Origin of the sequence: Tenebrionibacter intestinalis (assembly GCF_016632365.1) — a bacterium.
Taxonomy (GTDB): Bacteria; Pseudomonadota; Gammaproteobacteria; order Enterobacterales; family Enterobacteriaceae; genus Tenebrionibacter; species Tenebrionibacter intestinalis.
In genome coordinates, this window is the sequence record NZ_JAEPBH010000001.1 from 194,624 (window position 1) to 211,581 (window position 16,958).

The 16,958-nt window shown below is 52.6% G+C and carries 16 protein-coding genes; 8 read left to right on the forward strand and 8 right to left on the reverse strand.

Annotated features, from left to right (window positions below; all coding sequences use genetic code 11):
- Positions 1-178 precede the first annotated feature (178 nt).
- Positions 179-2,848: a bifunctional acetaldehyde-CoA/alcohol dehydrogenase gene (adhE, locus tag JJB97_RS00930; RefSeq protein ID WP_238711915.1), complete on the reverse strand. Its 2,670-nt coding sequence runs from the start codon at positions 2,846-2,848 to the stop codon at positions 179-181.
- Between the two features lie 451 nt (positions 2,849-3,299).
- Here adhE and JJB97_RS00935 point away from each other — a divergent pair, with 451 nt between their 5' ends.
- The 6 genes from JJB97_RS00935 (at position 3,300) to oppF (ending at position 10,127) form a co-directional block, all read left to right on the forward strand.
- Complete coding sequence (locus tag JJB97_RS00935; RefSeq protein WP_399197869.1) at positions 3,300-3,938, forward strand: YchE family NAAT transporter; 639 nt, start codon at positions 3,300-3,302, stop codon at positions 3,936-3,938.
- Positions 3,939-4,584: 646 nt separating this feature from the next.
- Positions 4,585-6,213: an oligopeptide ABC transporter substrate-binding protein OppA gene (oppA, locus tag JJB97_RS00940; protein WP_238711916.1), complete on the forward strand. Its 1,629-nt coding sequence runs from the start codon at positions 4,585-4,587 to the stop codon at positions 6,211-6,213.
- An 84-nt stretch (positions 6,214-6,297) separates the two neighbouring features.
- Entirely contained in the window at positions 6,298-7,218 is a 921-nt protein-coding gene (gene oppB / locus JJB97_RS00945; protein WP_238711917.1) for an oligopeptide ABC transporter permease OppB, read from the forward strand.
- Positions 7,219-7,233: 15 nt separating this feature from the next.
- Positions 7,234-8,142, forward strand: a complete 909-nt coding sequence (gene oppC, locus JJB97_RS00950) for an oligopeptide ABC transporter permease OppC (protein ID WP_238711918.1) — start codon at positions 7,234-7,236, stop codon at positions 8,140-8,142.
- Positions 8,143-8,157: 15 nt separating this feature from the next.
- Positions 8,158-9,129, forward strand: coding sequence for an ABC transporter ATP-binding protein (gene oppD / locus JJB97_RS00955; protein WP_238711940.1), 972 nt, complete (start codon positions 8,158-8,160; stop codon positions 9,127-9,129).
- A complete protein-coding gene (gene oppF / locus JJB97_RS00960) occupies positions 9,126-10,127 on the forward strand; it encodes a murein tripeptide/oligopeptide ABC transporter ATP binding protein OppF (protein ID WP_238711919.1) in 1,002 nt (333 codons plus the stop codon). The genes oppD and oppF overlap by 4 nt, the downstream gene beginning before the upstream one ends.
- A gap of 278 nt (positions 10,128-10,405) precedes the next feature.
- On the opposite strand, the gene JJB97_RS00965 is transcribed toward oppF, so the two are convergent.
- Positions 10,406-10,735 carry an HI1450 family dsDNA-mimic protein gene (locus JJB97_RS00965; RefSeq protein ID WP_238711941.1) on the reverse strand — a complete coding sequence of 110 codons (330 nt, stop codon included), beginning with the start codon at positions 10,733-10,735 and terminating at the stop codon, positions 10,406-10,408.
- 38 nt (positions 10,736-10,773) lie between these two features.
- Entirely contained in the window at positions 10,774-12,234 is a 1,461-nt protein-coding gene (gene cls / locus JJB97_RS00970; protein WP_238711920.1) for a cardiolipin synthase, read from the reverse strand.
- A 270-nt stretch (positions 12,235-12,504) separates the two neighbouring features.
- On the opposite strand from cls, the gene JJB97_RS00975 reads away from it, so the two are divergent.
- A complete protein-coding gene (locus tag JJB97_RS00975) occupies positions 12,505-12,678 on the forward strand; it encodes a YciY family protein (RefSeq protein WP_238711921.1) in 174 nt (57 codons plus the stop codon).
- Positions 12,679-12,797: 119 nt separating this feature from the next.
- Here the strand turns inward: JJB97_RS00975 and JJB97_RS00980 are convergent, their stop codons facing one another.
- Positions 12,798-13,094: a YciI family protein gene (locus tag JJB97_RS00980; RefSeq protein WP_238711922.1), complete on the reverse strand. Its 297-nt coding sequence runs from the start codon at positions 13,092-13,094 to the stop codon at positions 12,798-12,800.
- 212 nt (positions 13,095-13,306) lie between these two features.
- On the opposite strand from JJB97_RS00980, the gene JJB97_RS00985 reads away from it, so the two are divergent.
- On the forward strand, positions 13,307-14,032 hold the full coding sequence (locus JJB97_RS00985) for an energy transducer TonB (RefSeq protein ID WP_238711923.1): 726 nt from the start codon (positions 13,307-13,309) through the stop codon (positions 14,030-14,032).
- Between the two features lie 487 nt (positions 14,033-14,519).
- Here the strand turns inward: JJB97_RS00985 and yciA are convergent, their stop codons facing one another.
- The 4 genes from yciA to JJB97_RS01005 all read right to left on the reverse strand — a co-directional run bounded on the left by yciA (position 14,520) and on the right by JJB97_RS01005 (position 16,784).
- A complete protein-coding gene (yciA, locus tag JJB97_RS00990; protein ID WP_238711924.1) occupies positions 14,520-14,915 on the reverse strand; it encodes an acyl-CoA thioester hydrolase YciA in 396 nt (131 codons plus the stop codon).
- Positions 14,916-15,024: 109 nt separating this feature from the next.
- Positions 15,025-15,561 carry a septation protein A gene (locus tag JJB97_RS00995; RefSeq protein WP_238711925.1) on the reverse strand — a complete coding sequence of 179 codons (537 nt, stop codon included), beginning with the start codon at positions 15,559-15,561 and terminating at the stop codon, positions 15,025-15,027.
- A gap of 59 nt (positions 15,562-15,620) precedes the next feature.
- Positions 15,621-16,364 carry a YciC family protein gene (locus tag JJB97_RS01000; RefSeq protein WP_238711926.1) on the reverse strand — a complete coding sequence of 248 codons (744 nt, stop codon included), beginning with the start codon at positions 16,362-16,364 and terminating at the stop codon, positions 15,621-15,623.
- 30 nt (positions 16,365-16,394) lie between these two features.
- Entirely contained in the window at positions 16,395-16,784 is a 390-nt protein-coding gene (locus JJB97_RS01005; protein ID WP_317978181.1) for a YkgJ family cysteine cluster protein, read from the reverse strand.
- Positions 16,785-16,958: the final 174 nt, after the last annotated feature.

Here is a 16,958-nt window from a genome sequence, read left to right on the forward strand (position 1 = left end):
GCTGTTAGCCGAAAAACAATGGGCTGATTTTTTTCGTTTTCTGACATTTCGGGCCGAAGGGGTTCGGCCCGACGTTTGCTAAGGGTCTGTGGCTTGTTTAAGAGAAGCCGTTTTGACCCGTAAGGTCAGATTTTGTCAGTCGAACCTTAACTGGACGGCAGGTTTTACCCGCCGGCAATTAAGCATTCTTTTTCGCTTTCTTTTCGGCTTTCGCTGGCGCTGAAGCTGAAGCGGCCGCGCCTTCTACGAAATCATGCCCGTAGTAGGTATCCAGCAGTATTTGTTTCAGTTCAGCAATCAGCGGATAACGCGGGTTAGCGCCAGTACACTGGTCATCGAATGCATCTTCAGACAATTTATCCACATGGGCCAGGAAATCAGCTTCCTGAACGCCCGCTTCACGAATGGATTTCGGGATGCCCAGTTCGGCTTTGAGTGATTCCAGCCAGGCCAGTAACTTCTCAATTTTGGTTGCGGTGCGATCGCCGACGGCGGTCAGCCCCAGGTGATCGGCTATCTCGGCATAGCGGCGGCGAGCCTGCGGACGGTCGTACTGGCTGAACGCGGTCTGTTTCGTCGGGTTATCGTTCGCATTATAGCGGATAACGTTGCAAATCAGCAGGGCATTGGCCAGACCGTGCGGGATATGGAACTGAGAGCCGAGTTTATGCGCCATAGAGTGGCATACGCCCAGGAAGGCATTGGCAAACGCGATACCGGCAATGGTGGCTGCGCTGTGAACGCGTTCACGCGCAACCGGGTTTTTCGCGCCTTCATGATATGAAGCCGGCAGATTTTCTTTAAGCAGCTTCAGAGCCTGTAAGGCCTGACCGTCAGAGAATTCGCTTGCCAGTACGGAAACATAGGCTTCCAGCGCGTGCGTAACGGCATCCAGGCCGCCGAAGGCGCACAGAGATTTTGGCATATCCATCACCAGGTTGGCGTCTACAATTGCCATATCCGGGGTCAGGGCATAGTCCGCCAGCGGGTATTTCTGGCCGGTTGCGTCGTCAGTTACCACGGCGAACGGCGTTACTTCTGAACCGGTGCCGGAGGTTGTCGTGACGGCAATCATTTTCGCCTTCACACCCATTTTCGGGAATTTATAAATGCGTTTACGGATATCCATAAAACGCAGCGCCAGTTCTTCAAAATGCGTTTCCGGATGCTCGTACATCACCCACATAATTTTTGCAGCATCCATTGGGGAACCGCCGCCCAGCGCGATGATAACGTCTGGCTTGAAGGAATTCGCCAGTTCCGCGCCTTTGCGAACGACGCTCAGCGTGGGATCGGCCTCAACTTCGAAGAACACTTCCGTTTCAACGCCCGCCGCTTTCAACACCGAAGTGATTTGGTCAGCATAGCCGTTATTAAACAGAAAACGGTCAGTGACGATTAGCGCGCGTTTGTGACCATCGGTAATTACCTCATCCAGGGCGATCGGCAGAGAACCACGGCGGAAGTAAATAGATTTCGGAAGTTTGTGCCACAACATGTTTTCTGCTCGCTTAGCAACGGTTTTTTTGTTGATCAGATGCTTTGGCCCTACGTTTTCAGAAATAGAGTTTCCTCCCCAGGAGCCGCAGCCCAGCGTCAGGGAAGGCGCGAGTTTAAAGTTATACAGATCGCCAATACCGCCCTGAGAGGCTGGCGTATTGATAAGAATACGCGCGGTTTTCATTTTATCGCCGAATATCTGAACGCGAGCAGGCTGGTTGTCCTGGTCGGTGTACAGACAGGAGGTGTGGCCGATGCCGCCCATTGCGACCAGTTTTTCAGCTTTATTCACCGCATCGTCAAAATCTTTTGCGCGGTACATGGCAAGCGTCGGGGAGAGTTTTTCGTGAGCAAATGGCTCGCTTTCGTCAACCACGGAGACTTCGCCGATAAGAATTTTGGTGCCAGCCGGTACGGTCAGGCCTGCCATTTCAGCGATCTTTGTGGCCGGCTGGCCGACGATGGCTGCGTTAAGCGCGCCATTTTTCAGAATAATATCCTGAACGGCTTTGAGTTCTTTGCCCTGCAACAGATAGCCGCCGTGCGTTGCGAAACGCTCGCGAACCGCGTCGTAAACGGAATCCACCACGACAACCGACTGCTCTGAAGCACAGATAACGCCGTTGTCGAACGTTTTGGACATCAGAATAGAAGCTACCGCGCGCTTGATATCGGCCGTTTCGTCAATCACAACCGGCGTGTTGCCTGCGCCTACGCCGATAGCCGGTTTACCGGAGCTGTATGCCGCTTTAACCATGCCCGGACCACCGGTAGCCAGAATCAGGTTAATATCCGGATGATGCATCAGGGCGTTAGAGAGTTCGACGGAAGGCTGATCGATCCAGCCGATCAAATCTTTCGGCGCGCCGGCGGCAATCGCGGCCTGCATGACGATATCTGCAGCTTTGTTCGTGGCGTCTTTTGCTCGTGGATGTGGGGAAAAGATAATCGCGTTACGGGTTTTAAGACTAATCAGCGATTTGAAAATGGCGGTAGACGTGGGGTTTGTGGTCGGAACAATACCGCAGATGATGCCAATAGGCTCCGCGATAGTGATAGTGCCAAACGTTTCGTCGGTATCGAGAATGCCGCAGGTTTTTTCATCTTTATAGGCGTTATAGATATACTCAGATGCAAAGTGGTTTTTTATCACTTTATCTTCAATGATACCCATTCCGGATTCGGCAACGGCCATTTTCGCAAGAGGGATGCGGGCATCTGCGGCAGCGAGCGCAGCGGCGCGAAAGATTTTATCAACCTGCTCCTGGGTGAAGTTGGCGTATTCACGCTGGGCTTTTTTCACGCGTTCAACGAGTGCGTTAAGTTCAGCAACATTAGTAACGGCCATAATGCTCTCCTGGTAAAGTTAAACTTTTTTAGTAAATCAACGGCCCAGGGAGAAAGTATAGTCATTGCCCTTAAGCTGTTTTTTTATGAAGCCTTAACCGGCGCTGATTTACTAAAAAAGCCTTATCATAAAATTTATCCTGATGCGTTTATTCTCTCTGGTTGTGGAATAAGGCTACTTCCTTTTGGGTACATTTTATGTGACTGGTATCACGTTTTTTAGATGCTGACACCTTTCAGCAAGCGAACTGGATAACTTTAGTATAGGTTTAAACAGGCAGTCACATTACGCACACGTTAAGCGACAAAGAAGTCAACATGTAAATAACATTAACGCCTTGTATCACTTTATTGTCCTGTAAATGAGGTCGGAAAAACCATAAATCGAATAGCGCGTTTCACCGTTTTCATTTACATTACGCAGGCCTTTTTTGTTCATTCTGGAGCATCTTCTGGTGTTCGACTTAGCTATCTATTTCAAATTTTTTATTGGCCTTTTTGCACTGGTAAACCCGGTTGGCATTATTCCGGTTTTTATCAGCATGACGAGCTACCAGACGGCTCCCGCCAGAAATAAGACTAACCTTACTGCTAACCTTTCTGTGGCGATCATTTTGTGGACCTCCCTGTTTCTGGGCGATGGCATTCTTCAGGTGTTCGGCATCTCGATTGATTCCTTTCGTATCGCTGGCGGTATCCTGGTTGTGACAATCGCCATGTCAATGATTAGCGGCAAACTGGGCGAAGATAAACAAAACAAACAGGAAAAATCAGAAACGGCCATTCGCGAAAGCGTGGGCGTTGTGCCGCTGGCGCTGCCGCTAATGGCGGGGCCAGGCGCTATCAGCTCCACAATTGTCTGGGGTACGCGTTTTAATTCGTGGAGTAATTTATTAGGCTTTTCGGTGGCTATCGCTGCATTTGCTTTGAGCTGCTGGCTATTGTTTCGCGCTGCGCCCTGGCTGGTAAGATTTCTTGGCCAGACGGGTATCAATGTTATCACCCGAATTATGGGGCTATTGCTGATGGCGCTGGGTATCGAATTTATCATTACCGGCATTAAGGCCAGTTTCCCCGGTCTGCTGGGCTGAGAGGCCGTCTGCGTCATTCATCCCCCTGAGGCTTCGGGGCAACGTCGTTGCCCGGCGTTTGGTAACAGCCTCGCGCAGCCGCCCGGCTGCGTTTTTACGCGCTAAACCTTTCGTTTTGTTAAGTCTCGTGATATCGCTGAAGCGGTAATTTTACGCGGTGTTAACGGTTTGCGTCTGCTATTCGTATCGCCACATGGCTAAGCACCGTAACCCCATTGAAGAAATCTATAAATTAGCCCGTTGCGGGTACGTAGCCCGATGCGTCAACGCTGTATTTTTTTGCGTTTGGCCGTTTTTTGCAATAAATACGCCCGCAGGCGTTAGCGGTACGGTAATGCGGGAAAGGGCGCGCACGCGGGGCGGCAGGCAAAAGAGAAGCAGTTAACAATTTTGCCATCCCTATTGGTGATACATTAACGCTTTTGATAGGTTTCGGTTTACGCTACGCCTGAAGCCTTTCACCGAATCAAAGCGATATTCCCGGGTTAACGGCCCTGTTTCAACTATGCAAAAAAGGATATTTACTGCTGCGTTGCCAGGTAAAATCCTGCGGCGTTAGGCGCGTGCAGGCAAAAAAATGCGGTATGTTTCTGTATTAAAAAAGCCAGATTTAATGCTTAAGGATAATGAGCGGAGTAATAATGCAATGACCACTATTAATAAAAACAGAATAGCCGCGGTGCTGTTGACCGCCTTTGCCGCGATGGGGGCTGCGAGCGCCGCTGATGTGCCCGCTGGGGTAGCGCTTGCGCAAAAACAAACGCTGGTGCGTAATAACGGCTCTGAAGTTCAGTCGCTCGATCCGCACAAAATTGAAGGGGTGCCGGAAACAAATATCAGCCGTGATTTGTTCGAGGGCTTGTTGATTTCCGACAGGGAGGGGCACCCTGTGGCCAGCGTTGCGCAAGCGTGGGAAAATAAAGGGTTTAAAGTCTGGACCTTTCATCTGCGCAAAGAGGCGAAATGGTCTAACGGCGATCCGGTAACGGCACAGGATTTTGTTTATAGCTGGCAACGCCTGGCCGATCCCAATACGGCCTCGCCTTATGCCAGTTATCTGCAATATGGCCATATTGCGAATGTTGATGACATTATCGCCGGCAAACAAAAGCCTGCCGCGCTGGGGGTCAAGGCGCTGGACGATCGCACGCTTGAGGTTACGCTCAGCGAACCTGTGCCGTATTTCTACAAATTACTGATCCATCCCTCTATGTCGCCGGTGCCGAAGGCGGCAATAGAAAAGTTTGCAGAAAAGTGGACGCAGCCTGCGAATATGATGACTAACGGGGCCTATACGCTCAAGTCCTGGGTCGTCAATGAGCGCATCGTTCTGGCGCGCAATCCACAATACTGGAACAATAGCAAAACGGTAATTGAAAGTGTCACCTGGCTGCCTGTCGTTTCTGAAGTAACCGATGTGAACCGTTATCGCAGCGGTGAAATTGATATCACCAATAACTATCTTCCCATTGAACTGTTCCGAAAGCTCAAAAATGAGCTGCCTGATGAGCTGCGTATTACGCCTTACATGTGTACTTATTATTTTGAAATTAATAATAAGAGACCGCCGTTTAACGATCCGCGCGTGCGCGAGGCGCTGAAACTGGGACTTGATCGCGATATTATCGTTAGTAAAGTGAAAAATCAGGGCGATATTCCGGCATGGAGCTTTACGCCGCCCTATGCCGACAGCGCAAAATTTGTGAAACCGGACTGGATGGGCTGGAGCCAGGACGAGCGCAATGCCCGGGCGCGCAAGTTGCTGGCGGATGCGGGCTACGGCAAAGATAAACCGTTGACGCTCAGCCTGCTTTATAACACCTCTGATTTACACAAGAAAATGGCCATTGCTACGGCATCAATATGGCAGAAAAACATCGGCGTTAATGTGAAGCTGGAAAACCAGGAGTGGAAAACCTTTCTTGATACCCGCCATCAGGGTAACTTCGATGTGGCCCGCGCAGGATGGTGTGCGGATTACAACGAACCGACCTCATTTCTCAATACGATGCTGTCGGACAGCTCAAACAATACGTCGCATTATAAAAGCGAAGCCTTCGATAACATTATGGCGCAGACCCTACAGGTAAACGACGATGCTCAAAGAGCGGGGCTATATAATCAGGCAGAGCAGCAGTTAGATAAAGATTCTGTGATTGTTCCGGTCTATTACTATGTTAATACCCGTCTTGTTAAACCCTGGGTAGGAGGCTATACCGGCCAGGATCCGCTGGATAATACGTACACTAAAGATATGTACATTATTAAACAATAATTGCAGCGGGTGGGGCGGGCGCAACCTGGCCCCACAGTGACTTAATTTTCAGTAAGTTAAGGGCACAGGCCCGGAGCCGGAACAATGCTAAAATTTATTCTTCGCCGCTGCCTGGAAGCGATACCAACGTTATTTATCCTTATTACCATTTCCTTCTTTATGATGCGCCTTGCACCGGGCAGCCCGTTTACCGGCGAGCGCAATTTGCCGCCGGAAGTCATGGCGAATATTGAGGCGAAATACCATCTTAACGATCCCATTATGACCCAGTATTTCAACTACCTGAAACAACTGGCGCACGGCGATTTCGGTCCTTCTTTTAAATATAAAGATTATTCGGTAAACGATCTGGTTGCCGCGTCATTCCCGGTATCAGCGAAGCTGGGTAGCGCGGCGTTTTTACTGGCGGTTGTGCTGGGCGTTAGCGCCGGCGTTATCGGCGCGCTAAAGCAAAATACCAAATGGGACTATGCGGTGATGGGTTTTGCCATGACTGGCGTTGTGATTCCCGGTTTTGTCGTGGCGCCGCTGCTGGTGCTGATTTTTTCAATCACGCTTAAATGGCTGCCGGGCGGCGGCTGGAACGGCGGGGCGCTGAGGTTCATGATTTTGCCAATGGTGGCGCTGTCGCTGGCGTATATTGCCAGCATTGCGCGCATTATGCGCGGCGCCATGATTGAAGTGCTGCATGCGAATTTTATCCGTACCGCGCGCGCTAAAGGGTTGCCAATGCGGCGCATTATTCTGCGCCATGCCCTGCGCCCGGCGCTATTGCCGGTGCTTTCCTACATGGGGCCGGCTTTTGTGGGGATTATCACAGGGTCGATGGTTATCGAAACCATTTACGGCCTGCCCGGTATTGGGCAGCTTTTTGTAAACGGGGCGCTAAACCGGGATTATTCACTGGTGCTGAGCCTGACCATTCTGGTCGGGGCGCTGACTATTGCATTCAACACCGTAGTTGATGTGCTTTATGCCGTTATTGACCCCAAAATCCGCTACTGACGCTGGAGCTGAGCGATGTTATTTACCAGGAAAAACAGCGTGGCGCTGGAGAACTTTAGCGAGAAGCTGGAAATTGAAGGACGGAGTTTGTGGCAGGATGCCCGCCGCCGTTTTATGCATAACCGCGCGGCGTTGGCGAGCCTTATCGTGCTGGCGCTTATTGCGCTATTTGTGATTCTGGCGCCGGTGTTCTCGCCCTATACCTATGACGATACCGACTGGGGCATGATGTCGAGCGCGCCGGATAGCGTTTCGGGACACTATTTCGGCACGGATTCGTCCGGGCGTGACCTGCTGGTGCGCGTGGCGGTTGGCGGGCGAATCTCACTGATGGTCGGCGTGGCCGCCGCGCTGGTGGCCGTTATGGCCGGTACGCTTTATGGTTCGCTATCCGGATATTTTGGCGGGCGTGTGGACGCCGTAATGATGCGTCTGTTGGAAATACTTAATGCTTTTCCGTTCATGTTTTTCGTTATTTTGCTGGTGACCTTTTTTGGACAAAATATTTTTCTGATTTTCGTCGCCATCGGCATGGTGTCGTGGCTGGATATGGCGCGTATTGTGCGTGGACAAACGCTGAGCCTGCGGCGTACGGAATTTATCGAAGCCGCACTGGTCGCTGGCGTATCCACGTCTGGTATTGTGTTGCGGCATATCGTACCAAATGTTCTTGGCGTCGTGGTGGTTTATGCTTCGCTGCTGGTGCCGGGTATGATCCTGTTCGAATCTTTCCTGAGTTTTTTGGGCCTTGGCACGCAGGAACCGCTTAGTAGTTGGGGGGCGTTATTAAGCGATGGCGCTAACTCAATAGAGGTGTCGCCGTGGCTGCTGATGTATCCGGCGGCTTTCCTGGTCGTTACGCTATTTTGCTTTAACTTTATTGGTGACGGCCTGCGCGACGCCCTTGATCCGAAAGACTGCTAAGGAGAGGCTGTGGAAATGACAAAAACAATACTGGCGGTAAACGATCTGCGCGTTACGTTTAACACGCCGGACGGCGAGGTTACAGCGGTTAACAATCTTAACTTTACGCTTGATGCCGGACAGACGCTTGGCATTGTGGGAGAATCAGGTTCCGGAAAATCCCAGACCGCCTTTGCGCTGATGGGGCTGCTGGCGGCTAACGGACGCGCCAGCGGCACGGCGCGCTTTAATGGAAAAAATATCCTTAACCTGCCGCAGGCGCAGATGAACCGCCTGCGTGCAGAGCAAATTTCGATGATTTTTCAGGATCCGATGACGTCGCTTAATCCTTATATGCGCGTGGGCGAACAGCTTATGGAAGTGCTGATTTTGCATAAAAAGATGAGCAAAGCGCAGGCGTTTGACGCATCGGTACATATGCTGGATGCGGTAAAAATGCCGCAAGCGCGCAAGCGTATGCGAATGTATCCGCATGAGTTCTCGGGCGGTATGCGTCAGCGTGTGATGATTGCGATGGCGTTGCTGTGCCGTCCGAAGCTGCTTATCGCCGACGAGCCGACTACTGCGCTGGACGTGACCGTGCAGGCGCAGATAATGACGCTGCTCAACGAGCTTAAGCGTGAGTTCAATACCGCCATTATTATGATTACGCACGACCTTGGCGTGGTAGCCGGTATCTGTGACAAGGTGCTGGTCATGTACGCCGGGCGCACGATGGAATATGGCAGCGCGCGCGACGTTTTCTACCGCCCGGCGCATCCCTATTCTATTGGCCTGCTCAACGCCGTGCCGCGGCTTGATAGCGAAGAGGCGGCGCTGCGAACTATTCCGGGCAATCCGCCAAATTTACTGCGGCTGCCTTCAGGCTGTCCATTTCGGCCGCGCTGCTCGTATGTTATGCCCCGGTGTGATGCTACGCCGCCGCTGGAATGCTTTGACGGCGAGCGGTTGCGCGCCTGCTTTGCACCGCTGGAGACGCTGGCATGAATAAGCTTAATGAGAAAAACGTGTTGCTTGAGGTGCAGGATCTGAAAGTACACTTTGAAATGAAAGCGCAACGCCAGTGGTTCTGGCAGCCGCCGAAAACCCTGAAAGCGGTGGATGGCGTATCGCTGCGGCTATATGAGGGTGAAACGCTTGGGGTGGTGGGGGAGTCCGGCTGCGGAAAATCCACGTTCGCCCGCGCCATTATTGGGCTGGTGAAGGCCTCCAGCGGGCGTGTGGCATGGCTGGGGCGCGACCTGCTCGGTATGAGCCATAAGCAGTGGCGCGATGTGCGTAGCGATATTCAAATGATTTTTCAGGATCCCCTCGCATCGCTGAACCCGCGTATGACTATTGGGAAAATTATCGCTGAACCCCTGCAAAGTTGTTATCCAGCGTTGTCGCGCCAGCAGGTAAAGGAAAAAGTAAAGGCGATGATGGCGCGCGTAGGGCTGCTGCCAAACCTGATTAACCGTTATCCCCACGAATTTTCTGGCGGCCAGTGTCAGCGTATAGGTATCGCCCGGGCGCTGATTCTGGAGCCGAAACTGATTATCTGTGATGAGCCGGTATCTGCGCTGGATGTGTCTATTCAGGCGCAGGTGGTTAACCTGTTACAGACGCTGCAGCGTGAGATGGGATTATCGTTAATTTTTATCGCTCACGATCTGGCAGTGGTAAAACATATCTCTGACAGAGTGCTGGTTATGTATCTCGGCCATGCGGTGGAGCTGGGCGCCTGCAGCGAGGTTTACAGCAACCCCCTGCATCCCTACACCCGGGCGCTGATGTCGGCGGTACCGGTTCCCGACCCGGATAAAGAGCGCGGTAAAACCTTTCAACTGTTAGAAGGCGAGCTTCCATCCCCGATTAATCCGCCGTCTGGCTGCGTGTTTCGCACCCGCTGCCCGATAGCGGGGCCGGAATGTGCGGCGGCGCGACCGCTGTTGAAAGGGCATTTTCGCCATGCCGTCTCATGCCTTAAGGTCGATCCGATTTAGGTAATAAAACCATCAGGCAGAAACAGGGCGTAAAGTAATGTGCTGATATTTCGCGCCGGCCTTTGTCAACCGTCACCAATTCCGATGAACGGACAGAATAAAGGCGGCAACGGCTGGCGCATGCGTGGTCAGTGGCGGCGCAAGTTTATATACCGGCTGTTTATGTTATGCCTGGCGGGATTTTAGCGATAAACGGGCTTAGCAGCACAGAGTAAACAGGGCAGAGAAGAAAAATGCCAGCTTAGCGGGCTGGCAGTGCGTGGGTCGGGCAGTGAAGCTTATTCACGCCACAAAATATGACAAATTTTGTGGTTTTTTTCGCGACATAGCAGTACGCGGGCAAAAATGTCGTTAATGTCGCCGCCATCTTCGTCTGCCAGACCAATTACAACCTCTGAGAAAAAATCCGGGTTAAGATCAAAATCGACGTGTTCTGCCCAGTCCTGAGAAGGATCAAACAACTCTGCGCCGCCGCGTTCTTCAAATTGAAGGTTAAACAGGATAATGTCCGCTGGTTCCAGATTATCAGGCGCCAGCTCAAGGAAAATGTCGTAGGCCTGCTCTAACGTATCGTCTTCGCTCAGGCGATTATTGAGATCCATATCCATCATAATGACCACTTGTTTATCGGACGTTGGGGCACGTTTTACAGTAATGGGCTGAAGAAGTAAAACAGTCGCTCCACAATGCGCTGCCACAGCGGGCGGTTGAGCCACTGCCGGGCATTCACCAACCGCGAGCGGGAGATATAATCATCCTGCACGGCAGCCAGATCGCTGCCGAATCCATCATCGTCAATCACAAGCGTTATTTCAAAATTTAGCCACAGGCTGCGCATATCGAGATTCACTGTGCCAATGAGGCTAAGCTGGCCGTCAACCAGCACGCTTTTGGTGTGCAACAGCCCCCCTTCAAACAGATAAATTTTGACGCCAGCTTCCAGTAACTCACTGAAAAAAGCGCGGCTGGCCCAGCCCACAAGCAGCGAATCATTTTTGTAAGGAACGATAATACTCACATCAACGCCGCGTTGCGCGGCGGTGCAGATAGCGTGCAGCAAATCGTCGCTCGGCACGAAATAGGGCGTGGTCATCACCAGATACTTTTTCGCGGCGTAAACAGAGGTCAGGAGCGCCTGGTGAATCAAATCTTCAGGAAAACCGGGACCGGAGGCGATAGTCTGAATAGTATGGCCGCTGGCTTGTTCAAAGGGCATGATATTAAGGTCCGGGGGCAGCGGCAGAATACGTTTGCCGGTTTCAATCTCCCAGTCGCAGGAATAAACCACGCCCATCGAAGTGGCCACAGGGCCTTCCATACGCGCCATTAAGTCTATCCACTGGCCAACGCCTGCATCCTGCTTAAAATAGCGGGGGTCCACCAGATTCATACTACCGGTGTAGGCTATATAGTTATCAATGAGTACCATTTTGCGATGCTGGCGTAGATCCATACGCCGTAAAAATACACGTAACAGGTTTACCTTTAGCGCCTCCACCACTTCAACGCCGGCATTGCGCATCATATTAGCCCAGGGGCTGCGGAAAAAGGCCACGCTGCCCGCTGAATCGAGCATCAACCGGCAATGTACGCCGCGCCGCGCCGCAGCCATGAGCGATTCCGCTACCTGATCGGCTATGCCGCCGGGCTGCCAGATATAAAACACCATCTCAATATTATGACGCGCCAGTTGAATATCGCGGATCAGGGCTTTCATTACATCGTCAGAGGTGGTCAAAAGCTGAAGCTGATTGCCTTTCACTTCACCAATGCCCTGGCGGCGTTCGCATAGCTCAAACAATGAGCTGGCCACCTCGCTGCTTTCAGTGGCGAAAATGGGTTTACAGGCTTTGAGATCGTTAAGCCATTTAGCGGTGGAAGGCCACATGGCGTGAGCGCGTTCGGCGCGGCGTTTGCCCAGGTTCAACTCGCCTAGCGACAGGTAGGCGACGATACCCACCAGAGGAAGAATATAAATAACCAACAGCCATGCCATAGCGGAAGGAACCGCACGGCGCTTCATCAGAATGCGCAGCGTAACGCCTGCGATAAGAAGCCAGTAGCCCAGAATGATCAGCCAACTCACGATCGTGTAGAAGGTGGTCATATGTCGTTAAATCCTTTCTTTATTGCGCCAGCCAGCGGTTTCGGAAACGGTGAATGCTATCCCCGATTTTCCCTGTTTATCATACGTGCGATATTCCGCCAAAGGGGAGGGCTGCGTTTTCCTGTAGCCTGAAAGCGTTAGCGCTTATCGCCTTATTGCTATGAGTGTACGCACAACGGGGCGGCCAGAAAACTAAAACAGTAAGAAACGGCTGGTTTAGCCTGGGGATGGATCTATAATGGCGCGTCGTTATTTGAAAGAGTGGTAAAAATGAGGCGTAGTCGAACAGAAGTCGGGCGCTGGCGTATGGTGCGTCAGGCTCAACGGCGTAAGTCGCGCTGGCTGGAAGCGCAGTCCCGTCGCAATATGCGCATTCACGCTATCAGAAAGTGCCTTGTGAACCATCAGCGCGTGTCGCTGATGTTCGCCATCCACGATCGTTGAAGCCAGCAAAGAGCACCGATGGCGGTGCTCTGACTGCCCGGTTTTCCCTTCCTTAACATTTATATTTTTATACGTCCGAAAGCAAAAACGCACAGTCATCAGACCGTGCGAATAAGGTATCAGAACGTTCTGCGATAGGGTTTGACCGTGACGCTGGCGTAAACGCCTGCGGCGAAGTAAGGGTCGTCATTTGCCCACGCCTGCGCTGCGTCGAGCGAATCAAATTCGGCGATTACCGTTGAGCCGGTAAAGCCAGCCTGGCCGGGATCGTTGCTGTCCACGGCGGGCATCGGCCCGGCGGTCAACAGGCGTCCTTCATCATGCAACAGCTCCAGGCGCGCCAGGTGCGCGGGGCGCGCTGCCATGCGCTTTTCCAGAGAGTCGGCGGTATCTTCTGCGTAAATCACATACAGCACGGGAAAGCTCCTTTGATAGACATTTTCCCAGGTACGTTATGTGAAAGTAAATGAGCGTGCAATGGAAAGATAGTGTAGTTGCTTAAGATGTAACATTTGTGGGGGAAAAAGCGACGTAGCGGTCCGGTAACCCGGACATTTCGTTATGCCTTATTGAATATGATTGCTATTTGCATTTAAAATTACGCCCTCGCTAAGAACCCGGGATGACTATGACAGTAATGACCCTTGAACCGCCCCGTCGTTTGCCCTGGCCTACGCTGCTTTCCGTTGGGTTACATGGCGCTTTAATTGCGGGCATACTGTATGCCTCGGTTAACCGGCCGGCGCAAATGCCGTCGCCGCAGCCCATTAGCGTGACGATGGTCGCGCCTGAATCGCTTGAACCGCCGCAGGCTGCCCCGGCGCCGGTAGCGCAACCCGAGCCGGAACCGGAACCCGAACCGGCGCCTGAGCCGCCAAAAGAAGCGCCGGTCGTCATCCATAAACCGAAACCGAAGCCAAAACCAAAGCCGAAACCGGTGAAAAAGGTTGAGCGGCCTCCACGCGAAATAAAACATGATGAGCCGCGTCCGGCGTCGCCATTTGAAAACGCCAACCCAACGCGTACGGCTGCAAGCGCCGCGCCGCGCGCTACCTCAGGTGCCGTAACGCCAGGGGCCGCGCCCGTCGGGCCGCGCGCGTTGAGTCGCAGCCAGCCGCAATATCCGGCGCGCGCTTACGCATTGCGTATGGAAGGCCGGGTGAGGGTGAGATTCGATGTACGTAGCGACGGCAGCGTTGAAAATATCGCTATACTCTCCGCCAAACCGGCCAATATGTTTGACCGCGAAGTCAGGCAGGCAATGAAGCGGTGGCGATATGAACCCGGCAAGCCTGGCAAAGGGCTTACCGTGAACATTGTTTTTCGTATTAACGGCGGCGCGACGGTAGATTAAGCGCCATCGGTGATAAAAATCCGCCGGTATGATCGTAATGCTGGCCACTTAAGGTTAAGCGGCTATTGCGTTTACTTAAAGCCCGGTGAAACATGGGCCTGAGCAACGGCGCGGGCCACAGCGGCCCGCTTTATAAACGCCTGCGGCCTCGTAAAGATATTATTCTGCGCGGTGCGCTCGCCTCCCGGCCATCAGCCTGCGGCCGACCTCGTCGTCTCACTCGCTATCGGCCAGATTTTCCCTGTCCTCGCCTGCGGTTCACCGTTACCCGCAGGCGCCGGCTCCACACGGAAAGTCTGCGCATGTTAATAACAAACAGGGATACCGACAACAAATAACAAGTAAAGAGGCCCGGTGATTCGGGCCTCAACATGTCATGGTTTTTTGTATTAACGGAATCGTATGCGCAAACAGGCTTGCCGACTGGCATTCGCCTTTTTAATCGGCGGATTTTTTATTGCCAGCGCCTGGGTGATTAAAAATCCGCTTAAGGTTGAGGCAGCGCTCTCGGACGCCCTTCGTTGTCTACCGCCACATAAATAAATATCGCTTCTGTGGCTTTATAGCGTTGGCCAACAGGCTCTGTTGATACCTTTTTAACCCACACTTCCACATTAATGGTAATTGAGGTATTTCCACGTTTTACACAGCGGGCATAGCAACACACCACGTCGCCTACGGCCACTGGCTTAAGAAACGTCATGCCGTCCACGCGTACGGTCACCACGCGGCCAAGCGCTTTTTCTTTGGCGAGAATGGCTCCCCCCATATCCATTTGCGACATCAACCAGCCGCCAAAAATATCGCCGTTGGCGTTAGTGTCTGCGGGCATAGCCAGCGTACGCAGCACCAGTTCGCCCTGCGGCATATCCTGTAAAGTCATGCGTTAATCCTGAAAAGTATGTTTATGCGTGTGCCGGCGCGCAGTATACACCATGTCGTAACAGATTCAGGGGGGATAAGCGCCGGGGAGATCGGCGCTTTCGAAAGCGCTATTTCTGTTCTGAAGACATATTGCGGTACATATAAATACCGCTAAACAGAGTAAAGATAAGCGTTAGCGCCGTCAGTCCAAAAACTTTAAAGTTTACCCAGATGTTTTGCGGTAGCCAGAAGGCGACGTAAATATTCGCCAGCCCGCAGAAGATAAAGAAAAGCGCCCAGGCAATGTTCAGACGTGCCCACACTTCGGGCGTCAGCGTCATTTCTTTACCCAGCATGCTCTGAATAAGGTTTTTTTTCAGCACCCACTGGCTGAACAGCAGGGCTATGGCAAACAGGCCGTAAATGGCGGTGACTTTCCATTTGATGAACTCATCATTATGGAAAAACAGCGTCAGGCCGCCAAAAAACGCCACCAGTACAAAGGTCACCAGCGTCATTTTTTCAACCTTACGGTATTTGTACCAGCTAATAACCAGTGCGACAGCCGTGGCCGCAATCAGCGCGCCCGTTGCGACAAAAATGTCGTACATTTTGTAAAAGACGAAAAAAATAATCAGCGGAAGAAAATCAAGCAACTGCTTCATAGTAGGTTCCATAAATAGAAGACGCCTGACTATAACCTGATGTCCGGCGTCGGAGAAGATCACTGGCGTAACAGCATATACAGGCGATACAGATAGACGATAAGCGTGGCCGATAGCAGGTTGCTAATCGTATTAAAAATGATGGAAGCAAGCGTCGGCGTCAGCGCCGTGAACGATGCGGCCATAAAAATCAGCGCCACCTTAGCCAGCAGCCAGATGATGACCGCAGGCGCAACCAGACGCATATTCGCCCATACCAGTTTTATGCTGGCGCGCATGGCGCGGAAAATGCCTGTTTTATCCTGCGCCAGAATAACCAGCGCCAGCGACAGCACAATGGCCAGCAGAATACCAGGCACAACAATAAACATAATGCCTGTCTGAACAATAAGAGTGGTAAGGAAAATCAGGATAAACAGGCGCGGCAGCAGGGGAGCAGACGCGCCAATCGCCGCCAGGGCGCTGACGCGTCGCCCTGCGCTGGCAAGCGGAATTAGCGCCAGCAGACTGCCGGCGAGCAGGGTATTGCCAAGCAGGGCGGAAAATGTCGATGCGGCGGAGGCGCGCAGTAGCACCTGTTGTTGCTCCGGCGTCATGTTGCGCACAAGATCGAACAGACCGACGCTGCCGGCAAGGTTATCTCCTTCGCTGAGCAGCGAAAGCTGCTCCTCGCTGGGAGAGAAGGCATGACCTGTCACGAGCGAAATAAAAGCACAAAGTAAGGCGATCAGTAAAAGGCTAATAAACTGATTACGAACGAAATTACCGGTATCGTGGTAAACCGTGTTCGCCGTGATAGACATGCATACTCCTTGGGTTAATGCTTTTGTTAATCAGCGGGCGATTGTACCCTGGTTGCGGCCCGCTAGCACCTCCGGCGACGGGGCGATTGCGGTTAGCGGCGCCAGCCCGTAATGCGCGCGAGCGCGGCAACAGGCTTCATCAGGTAAACCTTGCGCATTAAATGGTTCGAATTCGCGACAGGTGCCCGGGCGGTTGGCGTAAATCGCGCAACTGACGGCCTTGCCGGGCGTTCCCCGCAGCGCAATACAGCGAGGCGATTTTTGATTGGTGCCGCGCATGCAGCATAAATGCGGGGTAGCCGGTTCGGTGAGCCGGGCGGGCACGGTACCGCTGGCGTCGTCTACTTCGGCCCAGTAGAAAGAGACACGAAAAAAAGCGCAACAGGCACCGCAGGTCAGGCATGGGTTATTCACGCACATCTTTTAGGCTGTTTCCCTTAATCCTCATGATGCTGAAGCTGAGCGAAAACCCCGCTGACAAGGCGCAGGGCAGAGCGGTCCTCTGTTCAAGCCCAACAACGCAGTCAGCGGTTTTTTCGTACGCGCCCCGGAGGGCTGCTGAGGAATCCCCAGTAATGGGCGGGTGAAAAAAGA